Source organism: Nostoc sp. (assembly GCF_036917635.1).
GTDB lineage: Bacteria > Cyanobacteriota > Cyanobacteriia > Cyanobacteriales > Nostocaceae > Nostoc.
The window spans coordinates 1-15,505 of record NZ_JBALCW010000093.1; the positions used below are offsets into that span (position 1 = coordinate 1).

Consider the following 15,505-nt stretch of genomic DNA (forward strand, 5'->3'; position numbering starts at 1 on the left):
TGAAAATGCCTGAATTCCTTTATGAACTGGAACTTAGGCTCTGTAAGACATAATTCCTCCTCGCAAGGTCAAAATCAGCGAACGTACAGTAATCAGCAGCGAGATTATTATTCTTAAATAATTTCTCTCTCTGTTTAGAGAAGTACTCTAAATTATCAAAACTCACCTCAGTTTGTTGTAAATAAGTAGATAGCAAAAGTTCTATTCTCTCGCTAGTTTTACTATCTGGAGTATCAATCAATTGACGAGCAATTTTTAGATACTCTTGACAACCCTTAATGTAATTAATTTCATTAATTACACTGAGTAATAAATAGTGGTATTCATCTTGTGTCATAATTTATCAGCCTCAATGTTGCTTAACTCAACTTGGGGAAGTCGTGCCGGTGGGGGAGAGGTGAAAGACTCTCTTGCCGGGGCGCATTCAAGCGCTGACTTCGTTTTTAGCCGGGATAATCATTTATCCATTCCACGTGGGTAGTCAACTTGGGAGCGACACGACGCTACGATTTACTCGCTACCACCTGTATATAACTGCCCACAATCCGCATACAACTAATATACAAAGCAATAACTAAACTGTCAACAATCCGTAGGCAATATGTAGGCGGATAGGTTAATCTTGTGGACAGACGTATGCAGCATACTTGTTAACTATGGCTAGTAAATCGTTTTCATTCCGTTTGCCAGATGAGATTGTTCAATTTGTGGAGTCCTCACAGTTAGAGGGTGAAACTCTCAACCAAACAGGACAAAGGCTTTTTATTGATTTCGTCAAAAGAAACAATCCTCTGTCTACAGATTTGACTACAGTTGTAGACGTTCAAGAACTGGTGAAGCAAGAGGTAGCAGCAAGCTTGGGTGAAGTGCGATCGCAACTAGAAGCGCAACTAGAAACCCAGCTAGAGGCACGGTTGGAGGAACTGCGGGGAAAGTCGAAAGCCCGGTAGTAGAGGAGATTAGCACTACCGGGCAATTAAGCAATGAAGAGTTAATCGTAACCCGCGATCGCACGCTCAACAAGCTAAAAGTTGGCAAGCAATCAACGGCAGGAAAGGCGATTGAAGCCTTTATTAAAGAGCTAACACGTGGAACACAAGACGGGTTATAGCCCAATTACAGTGCAGTATATCTAGCACACTTGACCGTCGATACCTTGTCTATAGTTGGCTATTTCCCTAACTTAAGTAGTTCTCGTTAAGCTCATGTCTTGTGCTGTTGTGGCACTATTGGCGCTCAATACCTCGTCAATCCTCTGTCCACCTCAGCTTAAAAATCTGTAGACAAACTGTAGACAATTTCTAGACAAACTCTAGACAACGCCCAACAGTGTGACTATCTCAGTCTACGGAGCGATTGTAGTCAGTGAGCAGTGGAACTATTGACCCCATAGAGTGCATTTAGAGAGCAACGTGAATTTGTCTACGGTGCCTACAGTTTGTCGAGAGGTGTAGATACTACTGTAGACGCTTAAAACCCGCTCACCAAGCCGATTTTAGCCAACTCTAGACAAATTTTAAAATGCCTATTTTTAACAAAAAATTGCCAAAAATAGGCATTTTTCTAAAATATTGCCCAAAAACGTAGCAGTGCTAATTTAATAAACCGTATTCTGCTGTGAGTCAACTAGACAGCACCTCACTGATTTGATGCCGTGCCAGAGCTTGCCTGAGATATTCCACCTCAGCCCTTAGTCGTGCATTCTCCTGTATCAACGTATCCATGTCATCTTTTTTATCCACGGCCTGCTTAATTACCTTCTTCCGGTTCTCCAAGCTGAACCACTTCTGATAAATCTCAGTGTGAATCTCTACAGAATGCCCCAAATTGTCAGCAGCAGCTTTAATTGGAATGCCCATCATGTGCGCTCGAATCGCCCAAGCGTGGCGTAAGTCATAGGGCGTAAAGGGAATATTTACGCGCCTAAACCATGATGAACAATTAACCCGAATAGTATTGATATCTGTAAAACTAGTTCTGTCATCAGTTTGAGCTTTTAACAGTTCCAAATACTCTACGTTTTTTAAATCAAACAAGTAAACCCATTCAGGATGTAGCGGTAAAGCTTCTCTATAACCAGTTTTAGTATCTGGGTGAACCTTCCATGTATTATCTTTATTTTCAGGATTCAACCACCAATCAATTTCAGGATTTACAAACAGTTCTCTTGGGCGTAGTCCGTAAGTAGCAAGCATTCCATATACCCATTCCCACATTTTCCAACTGTCTAAACAACTCTTTTTGATTGTTAGGCTTCTAGTCCAAGAATAATGATGAAAAGATTCCTGATATTTGATGATATCCTCATCACTGGGAATGTCCCTAGCCTGACTTTTGGGTTGTGTAGCTTTAAAATGTTCGAGAGTGAAACTAGTTAAATTAAGGGTTGATTTTAAAACTTTCAACGATTTAACGGCGCTGTATTTGGCAGAGTCTCCCGTCAACTCTGCAATTTTTTTATCAATCTCCGATTGATTCAGCAAAGTATCTAGCCCAATCAATCGCCGTAAATAGTCCTTGTAATAGAAGAAAGTGTGTTTACTTTTTTCTGTTAATTTGCGTGTTTTGAAATACTCAGTTTCAAACTCTTCTAAAACATCACCAAGGCTTTGGGATCTGTTGGCGACCTTAGCGATTTTACCCAGATATTTGTCAGTCCATTCAAACTGTTTACGGGCAAGCAGCTTGCCTAGCTCGTTTGCCTCTTCCTCTGCTGTTCTTAACCCGTCCAAGCTTGCAGGGATATTTAGCGAAATCTTGTACTGCTTAAAACCAGTTCCTTTGGTGTCGCGATCGCCCGGCTTGATTGGTAGGGATGCTTGCAATTGAATTGTGTCCCGTGCCACGACCAAACCCACTTTGACCTTAGCGGCTTTTAGACGGGCCCTAGTGTCTGTCAAACCTTTATCAAACTTGCGTTCCAGATGCTGCCGAGTAGCTTTCATGTGTTTCTGCGTTCCTAAATAGCTGCCATCGGTAGATGCTGGCGGAGTGAAATCCTCAAAAACGTCCTGTGCCTTGCTTTTCATTGTGTCTTAAATGTGTCTTAAAATTTAGTCCATTTAGAACAATGTTTAAATTGAGCAAAGTTAGACGTGGACTAAATCCTGGTATCACGATATATTAAATCATACTTCGTACAGGGTATACCGTAAGCTTCTTCCATGTGACGGCTGATGTAGTTCATCGACCGGTAACAGTGGATGAGGTTCATCTTCACATTGGGGGTCATCAACATTTCGTTGATGGTGCCATCACCAGACCACTGAGCGACTACGCGCAAGCCGATTTCTTCTAACAGGATGCGGCTAGCCCAAGCATCACCACCGATGTTGTAGTCACCAATAACGGCTACATCATAAGGAGTACCTTCAAAATTGAGTGTACCGTCTTTTTTCGCTTGGTCGGATCTGGTGAAAACCCAGTCACGAATCATGTCGTTAGCAATGTGGTGTCCCAAAGATTGGGAAACACCCCGGAAGCCTTCGCAACGAACGGGTACTACTGGCTTACCAATTTCTTTGGATGTCTTGCGAGCAACTGCTTCGATGTCATCCCCAATTAGACCGATGGGACATTCAGATTGAATGGAAACACCACGGTTGAGTGGGAAAAGTACATCAAGTTCTTGGATGAGCTTGGTAAGTTTCTTGTCTCCACCAAAGACGATATCTCTTTCTTGGAAGTCAGAGGTGAAGTTCATGGTACCAAAGGAGTCAATACCTGTAGTACCGATGTAGTAGTTACGACGACCAGACCAAGAATAATAACCGCAACCAACAGGCCCGTGGCTGATGTGGATCATGTCCTTAATAGGGCCCCAAACCACACCTTTAGAACCGGCGTAAGCACAACCACGAGCGGTCATGACACCAGGAAGGGATTTAACGTTAGACTTAACGCCGCAGTCGGACTTACCTTCTTCGTATACACTTAAGTGCTTTTCCCGTTTTTTCTTAGCTTTGTCGGGGTAAGCTTCTAGAACTTCTTTAATTAGTTCTTTTCTTTCTTCGATGATGTTTTGATTTTCTGGAGGTGTCATATTTAGCCTCTGTGACTCGTAAGGATCGGGATAGGGGGACTAGGAGTCCCCTCTAAGATTAGGGGGGAGATTAGAGGGAAAGGTAAAAGGTCAAAGGTTAAATGTGAGATTCTTCCTTTTTCCTTTTTCCTTGTGCTAAAGCGTTATTTATTAGCAGCGACTTAGCTTACAGGAGCTTCAGCAGCACTTTTGCCAACTAGCATTGCGGTATTTTCGTCGCTTTCGAGGATACCGAATTCAATCAACAATTCTTCTAGTTCTTCCATTTCGATGGGTGTAGGAATAGATAGATTTTTGTTGTCGATGATCTTGGTAGCCAATGTGCGGTATTCGTTAGCTTGGTTGCTTTCTGGTGCGTACTCGTTAACAGTCATCCGGCGCAATTCTGCGTGTTGAACGATGTTGTCACGGGGTACGTAGTGAATCATTTGGGTGTTCAACCGTTTTGCCAAGGTTTCGATCAAGTCGATTTCCCGGTCAGTGTTACGGCTGTTACAAATCAAACCACCTAAACGCACGCCACCAGTGTGAGCATACTTAAGAACACCACGAGCGATGTTGTTAGCAGCATACATCGCCATCATTTCACCTGATGTAACGATGTAGATTTCTTGTGCCTTGCCTTCACGGATAGGCATTGCGAAACCACCACACACAACGTCACCTAATACGTCGTAAGATACGAAGTCTAGGTTTTGGTAAGCACCATTTTCTTCTAAGAAGTTGATGGCGGTAATAATACCACGACCGGCGCAACCTACACCGGGTTCTGGACCACCAGATTCTACGCAACGAACGTCACGGAAACCGGTTAGCATTACTTCTTCGAGTTCGATATCTTCTACTGCACCACGTTCTGCGGCGAGGTGAAGAACGGTTGTTTGAGCTTTGCTGTGCAGCATCAAACGGGTGGAGTCAGCTTTAGGGTCGCAACCGACGATGAGGATGCGTTGACCCATTTCTGCCATAGCTGCTAGGGTGTTTTGGGAAGTGGTAGATTTACCGATACCGCCCTTACCGTAGAAAGCTATCTGTCTAATCTTTTCTTCAGTCATGATTCGTGTTTCCCTGCAATTGGTTGGTTGGTGGGTATGCGCGTTTGTCAGTTGCGTTCACGCCAGTTGAGCGACAGTAGTGAGCGCGTGTAGAGCATCGTTGGTAGCGTTGGCATAAATGCCTGCTGGGGGCGATCGCTCCACAGCCAAAGTTATTGAAAGTAAGTACATCTATTTCCTCGTTAAAATTTTTTTCTTTTTGTCCTTTGTCCTTTGTCATTTGTTTTGACAAAGAACAAAGAAAATTACGCAATTTACAAATACGTCATAATGTGTTTCAGCTTGGAAGACTCTATAGGACTTGATGTTGTTATTTGTCAACAATCAATGCCTAAGTCCTATTACTTGTTCAAAATAGCGCCCTTGAAATTTGAGACGCACTCTAGTGCAGCTTTGGTATCTTCTGGCGATTCTCCACGCACAGCCATTGATTCACCCAGGAGCTTGGCGATCTCATCAAAGTGTTGTTGCTGTAAATTCATTCCAGCGTGGGTTTTGTCCATTGGACGACCGTTGTATTGCTTTGGCCCCTCAAAAATCTGAGATAAGAAAGCAACTAGATGATTACGTTGCTTGGCCATATCTGTACCAGCAAAGATGGGATTTAAGAGGCTGTCTGTGGCAATGCGTTTGTGGAGTTCATCTACTATTTGTTCAATAGCTGGTTGTCCGCCAAGTTTGTCGTACAATGTCGTCATATCCTGTTCCTTTGAAGCGAGTTGGATGATGAAATTTGCTTTTTAGGCACTTAATCTATGAAGCCTATATGCTGTTAGCCGTAATAGCTAATTTAGCTATGGGTTGTTGGTAGGATTGAAGCATTGATGTGGAGAAAATTATATGGTTCAAATCCTACTTTCTGTTCCTGGCTGAATGCATATTAGGGCGTATTTGTGGAGTCCGTTAAGTCAAGAAAGCAATTCCTAAACTGCTTCAACTACAAGGCTCTTGCTGACACGATCTTGTAATCTGGCTTCGATCGCAATTTTGAGAGTTGCTGTACTACTAGAACAGGAACCACAAGCACCTTGTAGTACAACTTTAACGCGATCGCCTTCTACATCATAGAGTTCTACATCTCCCCCGTCTGCAATGAGTACGGGTCTGACTTCTTCATCGAGAACCTTTTGAATGAGAGCAATCTTTTGCACGTTTGTTAGCGATCGCTGCTTAGATGTAACAATTTCTGTGGCAACTTGTACGCCGTAATCGTTGAGAGCAGGTGAGGCGTATTCCTGTTGAACTGATCTTATAATATCATCAATGTTCGCCAGACAGGAACCGCATCCGCCACCAGCTTTTACATAATTTGTTACTTGTTCAGCACCAGTGAGATGATTTTCTAGAATCACGCGACGAATTTTGGACTCGCTGATGCCGAAGCAACTGCAAACTAACGCCCCTTCATCATCATCATCGTGGGTAGCTAGAGGTATGCCACGATAATTATAGATAGCGGCTTCTAGCGCTTCTTGTCCCATAACAGAGCAGTGCATCTTTGCTTCTGGTAAACCACCCAGGTAATCTGCAATGTCTTTGTTGGACACTTTCAGGGCTTCATCTAAGGTTAAACCTTTGATCATTTCGGTTAATGCACTAGAAGAAGCGATCGCACTAGTGCAACCAAAGGTTTGAAACCGAGCATCTAGAATCTTATCAGATTCTACTTCTACTTTCAGGTGCAATCTTAGAGCATCGCCGCAAGCAATGCTACCGATTTCTCCCATTGCAACCTTAACCCCAGGTTCGCTCGTTTCTTCAATTGCTCCCTGATTTTTGGGATCGTAAAACAGTTCTAATACTTTATCAGTGTAGTCCCACATAACGTATTTTAGATTTTAGATTTTGGATTTTAGATTGGGGGATTGGGTACTGGGTATTGGGTATTGGGTATTGGGAAAATTCTTCCCAAGTCCCCAGTCCCTAATCCTCTGTCCCTAATCCCTAGCGATGCGCTAGTGCTTGCTCTTGTTCTTGCAACCAACCCGCGTCATCATTTTTGAAGGGTGAGAGGGCGCGTAAACGTTCGACAATGCTGGGCATTACCTCTATGACTCGATCGATTTCGGCAACTGTAGTGTAGCGACAAAGACTGAAGCGGATAGAACCGTGCAAAGTTGTGTAGGGTAAGCCCATTGCCCGCAGGACGTGGGAAGGTTCTAGTGAACCGGAGGTGCAAGCTGAACCGGATGATGCACAGATACCGTATTTATTCAACGATAGTAAGATAGCTTCACCTTCAATATACTTGAAGCCGATGTTTGTGGTGTTGGGCAATCTCTGCGTAGGGTCACCGTTAACGACACAATCGGGAATTTTAGCGAGTAGAGTTTGTTCGAGGCGATCGCGCAGCCTTCTTTCTCTTGTGGTCGCTTCTTCTAAGTGTAACAGTTCTAGTTGGGCAGCTTTGCCCAAAGCGATAATTGCTGGAACATTCTCAGTTCCCGCCCTGCGTCCGCGTTCTTGGTGTCCCCCAATAATGAAGGGACGGAACCGAACCCCACGCCGGATATATAAAGCACCAATTCCTTTGGGGCCGTGCAGCTTGTGACCAGACAGAGTTAACATATCCACCGTGCTAGTCTTCATATTCAAGGGGATTTTTCCCACTGCTTGCACCGCATCTACATGGAAGATAGCACCATATTCTTTTACGCGCAACCCAATTTGCTCAATCGGGAAAACCGTCCCGGTTTCATTATTAGCATACATAATTGTCACCAGGGCGGTGTTACCTGTCAAGGAAGCTTCTAGTTCATCTAGATCAAGCTGCCCTTGATGATTTACTGATAGATAGGTAACACTATAACCTTGGGTTTCTAATTGTTTGCAGACATTGAGGACTGCTGGATGTTCAACTTGGGTAGTGATAATGTGGCGCTTTTCTGGTTGCGCCAACAGTGCGGCTCGAATGGCGGCGTTATCTCCCTCAGTACCACAACTTGTATAGACAATTTCAGACTCATCGGCTCCCAGGATGGCTGCAAGTTGTTCTCTTGCTGTTCTCACTGCTTTACCGACTTGCCCACCAAAGGTATGCATACTGGAGGGATTGCCGTAATAATCTGTGAGGTAAGGTAACATTACCTCTATAACTTCTGGGTCTACCTTAGTGGTGGCATTATTATCGAGATAGATGCAGTTATTTTGCATTGTTGTCTTCAATTACGAATTACAAATTACGAATTATTTGAGCTTCTGCACCCATTGTTTGGGGTTGACGCTTTTGCAACTGCTCTGAGTATTTCTGGGAATAGCTTTGAAACCAACGTTCCCAGTAATCTTGTTTATTTGTTAATTTAGCAACTACGTGATTGTAATTGGTAAACCAGCCTTCCCAATAATCGCTAGGCTGCTTAATGCAACCGTCGCAGGTGGGACAACCAGCTTTACACTGAGGCACGGTATGAATGCTACCAATACAATTTGTACAAAGTTCAGGGTCAATCCAGTGCTGTCCGTCAACAACTTTAACTGCATTTGTGGGACATACTGTTAGACAGAGATTGCAGGAAATACACTGGCTAGTAAGAATTTTGTAAGCCATGATTTATTCTCCTTTTGGGCGCGGGGAGTGGGGAGTGGGGAGTGGGGAGTGGGGAGTGGGGAGTGGGGAGTGGCGTTAGCGGAAGAACCAGGTTTAGCTCGTGGTGAGTGGTACGTGGTGAGTGGGGAGTGGTGAATATTGAAATTCCCTACTCCCTACTCCCTATTCCCTATTCCCTATTCTCTAATTCCTTAACGTATTGCTCGTAGAACTCCAAAGCAACCTTTTCAATCACGTCGTAAGCTTCAACAGCCTGTATTCCAGCTTCAAGCAATTTTTCTTGAGGACTGTTACCAATCTTGGAGACTAAAACTGCTTTGCAATCTGCGATCGCTTTCATAATATGCTCAAAAGAAGCTTCTTCGCCGTATCCACCTTGGCAGTATTGGTCAATTTTGCGATGACTGACAAAGCGAGCATCGTTTCCATCCACTTCGTAAATTTGGAATTCTTTGGCATGACCGAAGTGTTGGTTAACCAATCCGCCGCCTTTAGTTGCTACTGCAACGAGGATTTTCGGACTGTTGGCAAATTTCTTGCCGGCAAGCGCCTTGTCTTTGGCTACTTTAAGTTCTTCTTTAAACTTCTCAATTCCGTCGTGAACTTCTTGACGTTTCTCCATGTCATATTCTGGAGTCATTTCCAAGAATTTCTCTTTGGAAAATTCTTGGCTGCGGTCTTCTCCTAATAATCCTACTGCATCGGCGCGGCACTGGCGACAGTGGCGCATCATTTTCATGTTACCCGAGCAGTTGTCTTGAACTTCTTTAAGTTCTTTGGGTGTGGGGCCGCGTTGACCGATTAAACCGAAGTGTGTGCCATGTTCTGGTGCAGAAATTAATGGCATGATGTTGTGCAAGAATGCACCTTTCTCACGAATGACTCGATTCACTTCGACTAAGTGATGGTCATTAATTCCGGGAATCATTACGGAGTTGACTTTGCACAAGATATCAGCATCTTTGAGGGCTTGCAATCCTTCCATCTGTCTTTCGTGGAGAATTTTTGCGCCTTCAAGACCTCTGTAACGCTTGCGGTTGTAGTGAACCCAAGGATAAATTTTAGCACCGATCTCTGGATCTACCATGTTAATGGTGATCGTCACGTGATCTATATTTAATTGTTTAATGCGATCGATGTAATCTGGCAGCATTAAACCATTGGTTGATAAGCACAGCTTGATGTCTGGTGCTTGCTCTGCAATCAACTCAAATGTGCGGAAAGTCTTATCTGGGTTCGCCAGAGGGTCGCCGGGGCCCGCAATTCCCACAACTGTCATTTGGGGAATCTTACCACCAATTACCAAAGCTTTGTGTGCTGCTTCTTCTGGTGTGAGCAATTCGCTAACTACTCCAGGACGGCTTTCGTTAGCGCAATCATATTTGCGGTTGCAATAGTTGCATTGGATGTTGCAAGCTGGTGCAACTGCAACGTGCAAACGGGCATAGTGGTGATGAGCGTCTTCGCTATAGCAGGGATGTTTAGCAATGCGTTCTTCGAGCTTTTGATCCCTTTCCACGGTGGCGCTGCTGGGGCTGTCGCAGCCGCAACCACCTGATTTTGCTTGGGTTGTCGATTCCGTAGCGTTGGAGTTGAGGAGTCGTGTAGACGGTGATGTCATTGAGTTTCGCAAAAGGTCGGTGGACTTGGCTGCCACTGTGGGAGATGTTGCTGCTCTCTATGCCCAGAATTGAAGTCGCGTCTTCCACACTGCCTGCAAACCCTTGGGTTCGGGCAACTTGTTTTCAAGTAAGGCAGGCAATAGATATCTGATGTTCGGCTGGTGTGTGTCAACGTTCGGTTCTTGGGTAGAATTTGTGCTTACAGCCGCGACTTCTTTTCACTTCAGGCATGGTGCTATGTCATCCCTCCACTCACTTTTCGCTTTGTTTTGTTTCAGAGCGTTAGGTGATTGGCGATATAAGATTTATAGCAGCCGTCTCCCAGACAGATGTTGCGTCTCTCTAGGATAGAATTTATTGGATTTATTACGGTTGTACTCAAATAATAAAAACCCTAATTCTTCAAGGTTTACAAGAATTAAATTTTTTTTTTCGGGTAGGGGTTCTAGTATTTTTTGGTTGGGGTTCTAGTGTTTATAGATAGGGGTTCAGGATTTCTTTGTACTCAGCTATAACCCAATCCCAGCAATGACTTTAACTAAATTGAAACAGGATTTGGGTTATTTAAATGTGTACTCATATTCCCCTCAGATTCTTTCACAAGCAATAAATCATAAGGGTTTGAAGGTGAAAAACTGGCGTAGTCTATATCCTTCTACTCCATAAAAAAAGCCAAAGTCGATTCTGTATCTAACATATCATTTTTTCGAGGGTAAAAATGCACTTCATATTCTTTTAATTTTTCTTTAGCAATGATATTCAATTTGAGTTGTAACTCTTATCTGGCAAGCTATCGGAGCGACTATAAATAGACGTGTTCCTGCACATATTTTTCAAAAAATTTAAGTTTCCAGTCCTTTTTTTCATTCCCATAATGAGGAGATGGGTAGAAAACTCTCAGATTTTGTGTTTGAGAGAAACAACCAACTCAACTCTAACATGATTGAGCGATCGCAATGAATTTTCTGAATTGCTCACTACAAACCTTAGCAAAAAACCTAACCTTGTAACCCTCTTCCCGACGCTCTAAGGGGGAAAAATTTAAAGTCTCTCTTAGATTTAGAGAGGTTTTACCGATACCGTGAAAAGTCAGAGCGTCATTTAGATACAATCAAAACAAGCGTGAAAAAATCTTAGTTATGATAGCGATCCCCCAACAGCCGCCAGAAATGACCGTTGAGGAATATCTCGAATGGGAACCTCAGCAAGACGTTCGCTATGAATATGCCAATGGCGAAGTATTTGGCATGACAGGTGGCACAATTCCCCATAACGACATTGCACTTAACTTTTACACTGCGTTACGCCCTCATTTGCGTTCTAGAGGTTGTCGAGTGAATGTGTCAGACGTGAAAGTGCAACTTACTTTGCAGAGTCGCTACTATTATCCTGATCTTATTGTCAGTTGTGACCCTCAAGACCTCAATGCCCGCAAATTTATTCAACATCCCAAGCTAATTGTCGAAGTTCTTTCGCCAGGTACAAGCGCTAAAGATCGGGGTGAAAAATTTACTTATTATCTGACAATCCCCAGTTTGCAAGAATATATCTTGATTGACTCGGAAAAAATCTCCGTTGAGCGTTTCTGTCGGGGTGAGGGTAGGATGTGGCTTTACTATCCCTACACGGCTTACGATATCGTCACTTTATCGAGTATTGAATTTGAGTGTCCGATTGAACTGCTGTATGAAGATGTTATATTTACGACTGAAGAATAAAGAGAATGCGCTCTTTAAGCAACTGCATAACCTGTGTAGGGTCTTAACTCCGGTGGACGAAAGCCAAGGACGATATGTTCTTTAGGAATTCCAGCCCGTTCTAAATCGGCAGCAATGCCTTCTTCGGTGCCATCTTGTTGAATCCAGATTTTGCCATCAATCAGGTCAATAATCAAAGCATTTTTGACATTTTTGACATTATTTATATAGATGTCTCTAGCTGCCATACAGGTGTAATCTTAGACTGATATTTCTATTTTAGGAAATCGCTACACTAGATTTATCAGGAAAAACAGGCTGTCTAAGTTCATTCAGTCAAACAGGGTAACAGGAGGAATGCGATGAAAGCAGTGGTTATCCGTCGGTATGGCGGGGCTGAAGTGTTGCAGTATGAAGATGTGGAGCAGCCGAAAATTGAGCCAACGCAGTTACTTGTGAAAGTTCGTGCTAGTAGCGTTAATCCCATTGATTGGAAAATCCGCCAAGGGATGTTGAGCTTGATTACCGGCAGTAAATTTCCGAAGATTCTGGGGTTTGATGTGGCGGGAGAAGTCGTAGAGGTTGGCTCTGGTGTCACGCGCTTTAAACTAGGAGATGCTATTTACGGCAGTACTAACTTCCCTGGAGGAGGTTATGCTGAATTTGCAGCCATCCCAGAAAACTTGGCGACGCTCAAACCAACCAACCTATCTTATGAAGAAGCTGCGGCTGTGCCTTTAGCAGCGCTCACGGCTCTGCAAGCGCTGCGAGATCAGGGAAATATTCAAACAGGACAAAATGTATTAATTAATGGTGCTGCGGGCGGTGTAGGGATTTTTGCGGTGCAAATTGCTAAGGCTTTAGGCGCACAGGTGACGGGAGTTTGCAGTACCAAAAATTTGGATTTGGTAAAATCTTTGGGAGCAGACCGCGTGATTGATTATAGGCAACAAGATTTCACCGAAGATACAGCGCAGTATGACATTATCTTTGATGCAGTAGGTAAGCGATCGCTCTCAGAAACCAAAAAAGTCCTCAAACCCAACGGAGTTTACATCACCACCGTACCCAACCCCAAAGTCATGTTAGAGATCGCTTTAACAGCGTTCCTTCCCGGTCAAAAAGCTAAATTTCTCTTTGAGAAACCTAACGCTAAAGACTTGCTTTTTCTCAAAGAATTGATTGAAACGGGTAAGATTCGTGTGGTGATCGATCGCACATATCCCTTACAAGAAGTAGCGGCGGCTCATGCTTATAGCGAAACTGGGCGTGCAGTGGGGAAAATTGCGATCGCGCAGCCCCTCGTAGATATGGCAGTTTCTAGTTGATTGGAGAACAATAAGCCAAAAGCAGCACAGGCGACTCAATTTTTGATTTTGGCTCATAAAATTGTTCTCGCGTTTAAATTCGCCTGCTCTGGAACTTTTTTAAACTTTGGATTTTAGGCTATTCAATCCAAAATCCAAAATCTAAAATCTAAAATTCATTGAGTAGTGCTACTTGACTTCTATAAATGATATTGAGTTATCTAAGTCACCTCCAACAGATTTATAATCACCAGCACTAAACTCACGGCATCGACCACCGGTTTCATTTTGGCAAACACGTACCACTCTACCCGGTGGTACACTTAATGAGCTAATAGCGTCATTACCAACAACATTTAAGTCACCTTTGATCGCTTCGTATACTCCTGGACTTGTAGGAAAAGACTGGGAAACTCCAGTCAAATTAGGATCTCTGTAGACCTTAACCTGTTCTGGCGGCGTGTAGGAGAGCTTGTAAATAGTACCACTCAAGTCATCCGAAATTAACAAATTACCTTCCAGATCGACTACCATATCCACCGGTCGCCCCCAACGTTCTTCCGTTGTTGGAAGTAACCAACCGTTGACTAAATCCATCTCCTCTCCTAAAGTCTTTGTCGTACTGTTCCAGGGAAAGTAAGCTATTTTGTAGCCCGTTCTCTTCTGCCGATTCCATGAACCATGCAGCGCCACCACTACCCCACTTGAGTACAGGCTGGGAAAGTTGGTATTTTGTAAGAATGTTAGTCCCAAGGGAGCGGAATGGGCTTGAATACCCTTGCTAATCCTGTCCATTGCATCGCAATTAACACTTCCATTAGCATTGAACTCATAGTCGCGGTCAAATGGCATATTGTTGAGGCCAGTTGACGTGTCAGGATTGGGGTTGCAGAATGGCCAACCGTAGTTACCGCCATCTCGGACTTTCGTGAACTCCTCTGGCGGGTGGTCGTCTACGTAAGAGAGGATCTTCTTACCGTAATTGCCACTACTATCGTTGAAGGGATAAAGGATATCATCTCGATTATTAACCACTACCCAAAGGTCATTTGTGCCAGGTAAGAATGCTAATCCTTCGGCATTACGTAAACCTTGGGCAAAAAATCGCTGATTGGTTCCATTAGCGTCGTATTGGTAAATCGCACCACGTTTTGGGGTACTGACAGTATCTTCCTTGCAGGCATTGCATGTAGAGGCGATCGACACGTAGAGTTTGTGATTGGCATCAAGGGCGATATTTTTTAGCTCATGACCATAAGTGCCTCTGAGTTCTGAGGTGCTGTTGTCTGGTAAGCCAGTTATAACGATTTGGCGATTTTTTGCAATTAGGTCTCCAGAGTTGTAGATGAAGCGGTTGATTTGATGAGTCTCAGAGATATAAACGTATGTGGTGTTGTCAATCTTATGAAACACAATGTCGTGTGGTTTGCGTAGACCCGTCACAAAGTCAGATATAATCGGGTCTTTGCTGCCATTTGGTCGGACAATTAACACTTTACCCGTACTCGGCTGTGATACTAAAAGATCCCCATTGGGAGCAACTGCCATAAAGCGAGCTTTGCTAATCCGAGCATAAACAGAGACAGAAAAGTTGGGCGGCACTTTCAAGTAACGGTTAGTATTAAAGGGCGCAAAGGTCATTGTACTAGACACTTTGACTTTAGTATCAATAGATGCATCGGGCGGTTTGGCGATCGCTGCGGTGGTAAGAACTTCTAAGGACATCACACTAAGTAGTAATGCGGATAGGATGCTTCTAAGCATCTGTGTTGGTTTTAGAGCAAATGCAACCATTTTTAACTTTCCTCTAGCCGTGTAAATTTATAGCACAAACAACTCTCAGCTAGCTGATTTTACTGAGAGTTTGAACAAAGGTAACTCAGGGTTACTAGTTTTTTAAATTACTTAAAATATCTTTACATACTATTATTTTTTTTTAATTATCAAAAATGGGGGAATCGAAAGTTAGGGACTTTCAAGAAATAAATTACTCAAATAAACGAACCTTATTAGACACAGAGAACACAGAGGAATAAGGAGGAGAAAGTTTTTTCGCCAGTTTTTTGGGTATTTTTTTATTTGGAAGTCCCTTACAAAGAATAAATTGAATTTGATAAAATTCGTGTGGTGATTTATCAAAACAGAATACATGCGTCATATCCTGTCCGGTTAAAGACTTATCGGTTTAATACCCCTCCCCGATGCTTTGGCGGGGAGGGGTTCAAATTGTTTGAT

Annotated in this window: 13 protein-coding genes and 1 pseudogene; 3 read left to right on the plus strand and 11 right to left on the minus strand. The window is 43.4% G+C overall.

Translation table 11 applies throughout. The features are described from left to right. Positions 1–19: 19 nt before the first annotated feature. Positions 20–337, minus strand: coding sequence for a hypothetical protein (locus V7K32_RS21125; protein WP_334995748.1), 318 nt, complete (start codon positions 335–337; stop codon positions 20–22). A gap of 319 nt (positions 338–656) precedes the next feature. On the opposite strand from V7K32_RS21125, the gene V7K32_RS21130 reads away from it, so the two are divergent. Next, positions 657–950 carry a hypothetical protein gene (locus tag V7K32_RS21130; protein WP_334995749.1) on the plus strand — a complete coding sequence of 98 codons (294 nt, stop codon included), beginning with the start codon at positions 657–659 and terminating at the stop codon, positions 948–950. Positions 951–1,622: 672 nt separating this feature from the next. Here V7K32_RS21130 and V7K32_RS21135 read toward each other — a convergent pair. The 8 genes and pseudogenes from V7K32_RS21135 to nifB all read right to left on the minus strand — a co-directional run bounded on the left by V7K32_RS21135 (position 1,623) and on the right by nifB (position 10,265). After that, the gene (locus V7K32_RS21135) at positions 1,623–3,029 is read right to left on the minus strand and encodes a site-specific integrase (RefSeq protein ID WP_334995750.1); all 1,407 of its coding nucleotides are present in this window, start codon (positions 3,027–3,029) and stop codon (positions 1,623–1,625) included. A gap of 98 nt (positions 3,030–3,127) precedes the next feature. Further along, positions 3,128–4,042, minus strand: a pseudogene (locus V7K32_RS21140) (nitrogenase component 1); the annotation flags it as partial. Between the two features lie 161 nt (positions 4,043–4,203). Continuing rightward, positions 4,204–5,097, minus strand: a complete 894-nt coding sequence (nifH, locus tag V7K32_RS21145) for a nitrogenase iron protein (RefSeq protein WP_196526301.1) — start codon at positions 5,095–5,097, stop codon at positions 4,204–4,206. Positions 5,098–5,438: 341 nt separating this feature from the next. Further along, positions 5,439–5,795 carry a globin domain-containing protein gene (locus V7K32_RS21150; RefSeq protein ID WP_334995751.1) on the minus strand — a complete coding sequence of 119 codons (357 nt, stop codon included), beginning with the start codon at positions 5,793–5,795 and terminating at the stop codon, positions 5,439–5,441. A 225-nt stretch (positions 5,796–6,020) separates the two neighbouring features. Next, complete coding sequence (gene nifU / locus V7K32_RS21155) at positions 6,021–6,920, minus strand: Fe-S cluster assembly protein NifU (RefSeq protein WP_334995752.1); 900 nt, start codon at positions 6,918–6,920, stop codon at positions 6,021–6,023. A 121-nt stretch (positions 6,921–7,041) separates the two neighbouring features. Further along, complete coding sequence (nifS, locus tag V7K32_RS21160) at positions 7,042–8,250, minus strand: cysteine desulfurase NifS (protein ID WP_334995753.1); 1,209 nt, start codon at positions 8,248–8,250, stop codon at positions 7,042–7,044. Between the two features lie 19 nt (positions 8,251–8,269). Further along, a complete protein-coding gene (locus tag V7K32_RS21165; protein ID WP_334995754.1) occupies positions 8,270–8,644 on the minus strand; it encodes a 4Fe-4S binding protein in 375 nt (124 codons plus the stop codon). Between the two features lie 169 nt (positions 8,645–8,813). After that, positions 8,814–10,265, minus strand: coding sequence for a nitrogenase cofactor biosynthesis protein NifB (gene nifB, locus V7K32_RS21170; RefSeq protein WP_334995755.1), 1,452 nt, complete (start codon positions 10,263–10,265; stop codon positions 8,814–8,816). Positions 10,266–11,405: 1,140 nt separating this feature from the next. Here nifB and V7K32_RS21175 point away from each other — a divergent pair. Continuing rightward, entirely contained in the window at positions 11,406–11,984 is a 579-nt protein-coding gene (locus V7K32_RS21175) for a Uma2 family endonuclease (protein ID WP_334995756.1), read from the plus strand. 14 nt (positions 11,985–11,998) lie between these two features. Here V7K32_RS21175 and V7K32_RS21180 read toward each other — a convergent pair whose 3' ends face one another. Then, positions 11,999–12,211 (minus strand): element excision factor XisI family protein, encoded by a 213-nt coding sequence (locus V7K32_RS21180; RefSeq protein WP_442938781.1) that lies wholly within the window; start codon positions 12,209–12,211, stop codon positions 11,999–12,001. 114 nt (positions 12,212–12,325) lie between these two features. Here V7K32_RS21180 and V7K32_RS21185 point away from each other — a divergent pair, with 114 nt between their 5' ends. Further along, positions 12,326–13,291 carry an NAD(P)-dependent alcohol dehydrogenase gene (locus V7K32_RS21185; RefSeq protein ID WP_334995757.1) on the plus strand — a complete coding sequence of 322 codons (966 nt, stop codon included), beginning with the start codon at positions 12,326–12,328 and terminating at the stop codon, positions 13,289–13,291. A gap of 168 nt (positions 13,292–13,459) precedes the next feature. Here the strand turns inward: V7K32_RS21185 and V7K32_RS21190 are convergent, their stop codons facing one another. Beyond that, entirely contained in the window at positions 13,460–15,064 is a 1,605-nt protein-coding gene (locus tag V7K32_RS21190) for a PQQ-dependent sugar dehydrogenase (protein WP_334995758.1), read from the minus strand. Positions 15,065–15,505: the final 441 nt, after the last annotated feature.

What these genes read in the sequence shown, in the direction of transcription:
- V7K32_RS21150 (WP_334995751.1), bottom strand. Translation starts at nt 5,795, where the DNA reads ATGACGACATTGTACGACAAACTTGGCGGACAACCAGCTATTGAACAA.
- V7K32_RS21190 (WP_334995758.1), bottom strand. Translation starts at nt 15,064, where the DNA reads ATGGTTGCATTTGCTCTAAAACCAACACAGATGCTTAGAAGCATCCTA.
- V7K32_RS21130 (WP_334995749.1), top strand. Translation starts at nt 657, where the DNA reads ATGGCTAGTAAATCGTTTTCATTCCGTTTGCCAGATGAGATTGTTCAA.
- V7K32_RS21175 (WP_334995756.1), top strand. Translation starts at nt 11,406, where the DNA reads ATGATAGCGATCCCCCAACAGCCGCCAGAAATGACCGTTGAGGAATAT.
- V7K32_RS21180 (WP_442938781.1), bottom strand. Translation starts at nt 12,211, where the DNA reads ATGGCAGCTAGAGACATCTATATAAATAATGTCAAAAATGTCAAAAAT.
- V7K32_RS21135 (WP_334995750.1), bottom strand. Translation starts at nt 3,029, where the DNA reads ATGAAAAGCAAGGCACAGGACGTTTTTGAGGATTTCACTCCGCCAGCA.
- nifB (WP_334995755.1), bottom strand. Translation starts at nt 10,265, where the DNA reads ATGACATCACCGTCTACACGACTCCTCAACTCCAACGCTACGGAATCG.
- V7K32_RS21125 (WP_334995748.1), bottom strand. Translation starts at nt 337, where the DNA reads ATGACACAAGATGAATACCACTATTTATTACTCAGTGTAATTAATGAA.
- nifU (WP_334995752.1), bottom strand. Translation starts at nt 6,920, where the DNA reads ATGTGGGACTACACTGATAAAGTATTAGAACTGTTTTACGATCCCAAA.
- nifS (WP_334995753.1), bottom strand. Translation starts at nt 8,250, where the DNA reads ATGCAAAATAACTGCATCTATCTCGATAATAATGCCACCACTAAGGTA.
- V7K32_RS21185 (WP_334995757.1), top strand. Translation starts at nt 12,326, where the DNA reads ATGAAAGCAGTGGTTATCCGTCGGTATGGCGGGGCTGAAGTGTTGCAG.
- V7K32_RS21165 (WP_334995754.1), bottom strand. Translation starts at nt 8,644, where the DNA reads ATGGCTTACAAAATTCTTACTAGCCAGTGTATTTCCTGCAATCTCTGT.
- nifH (WP_196526301.1), bottom strand. Translation starts at nt 5,097, where the DNA reads ATGACTGAAGAAAAGATTAGACAGATAGCTTTCTACGGTAAGGGCGGT.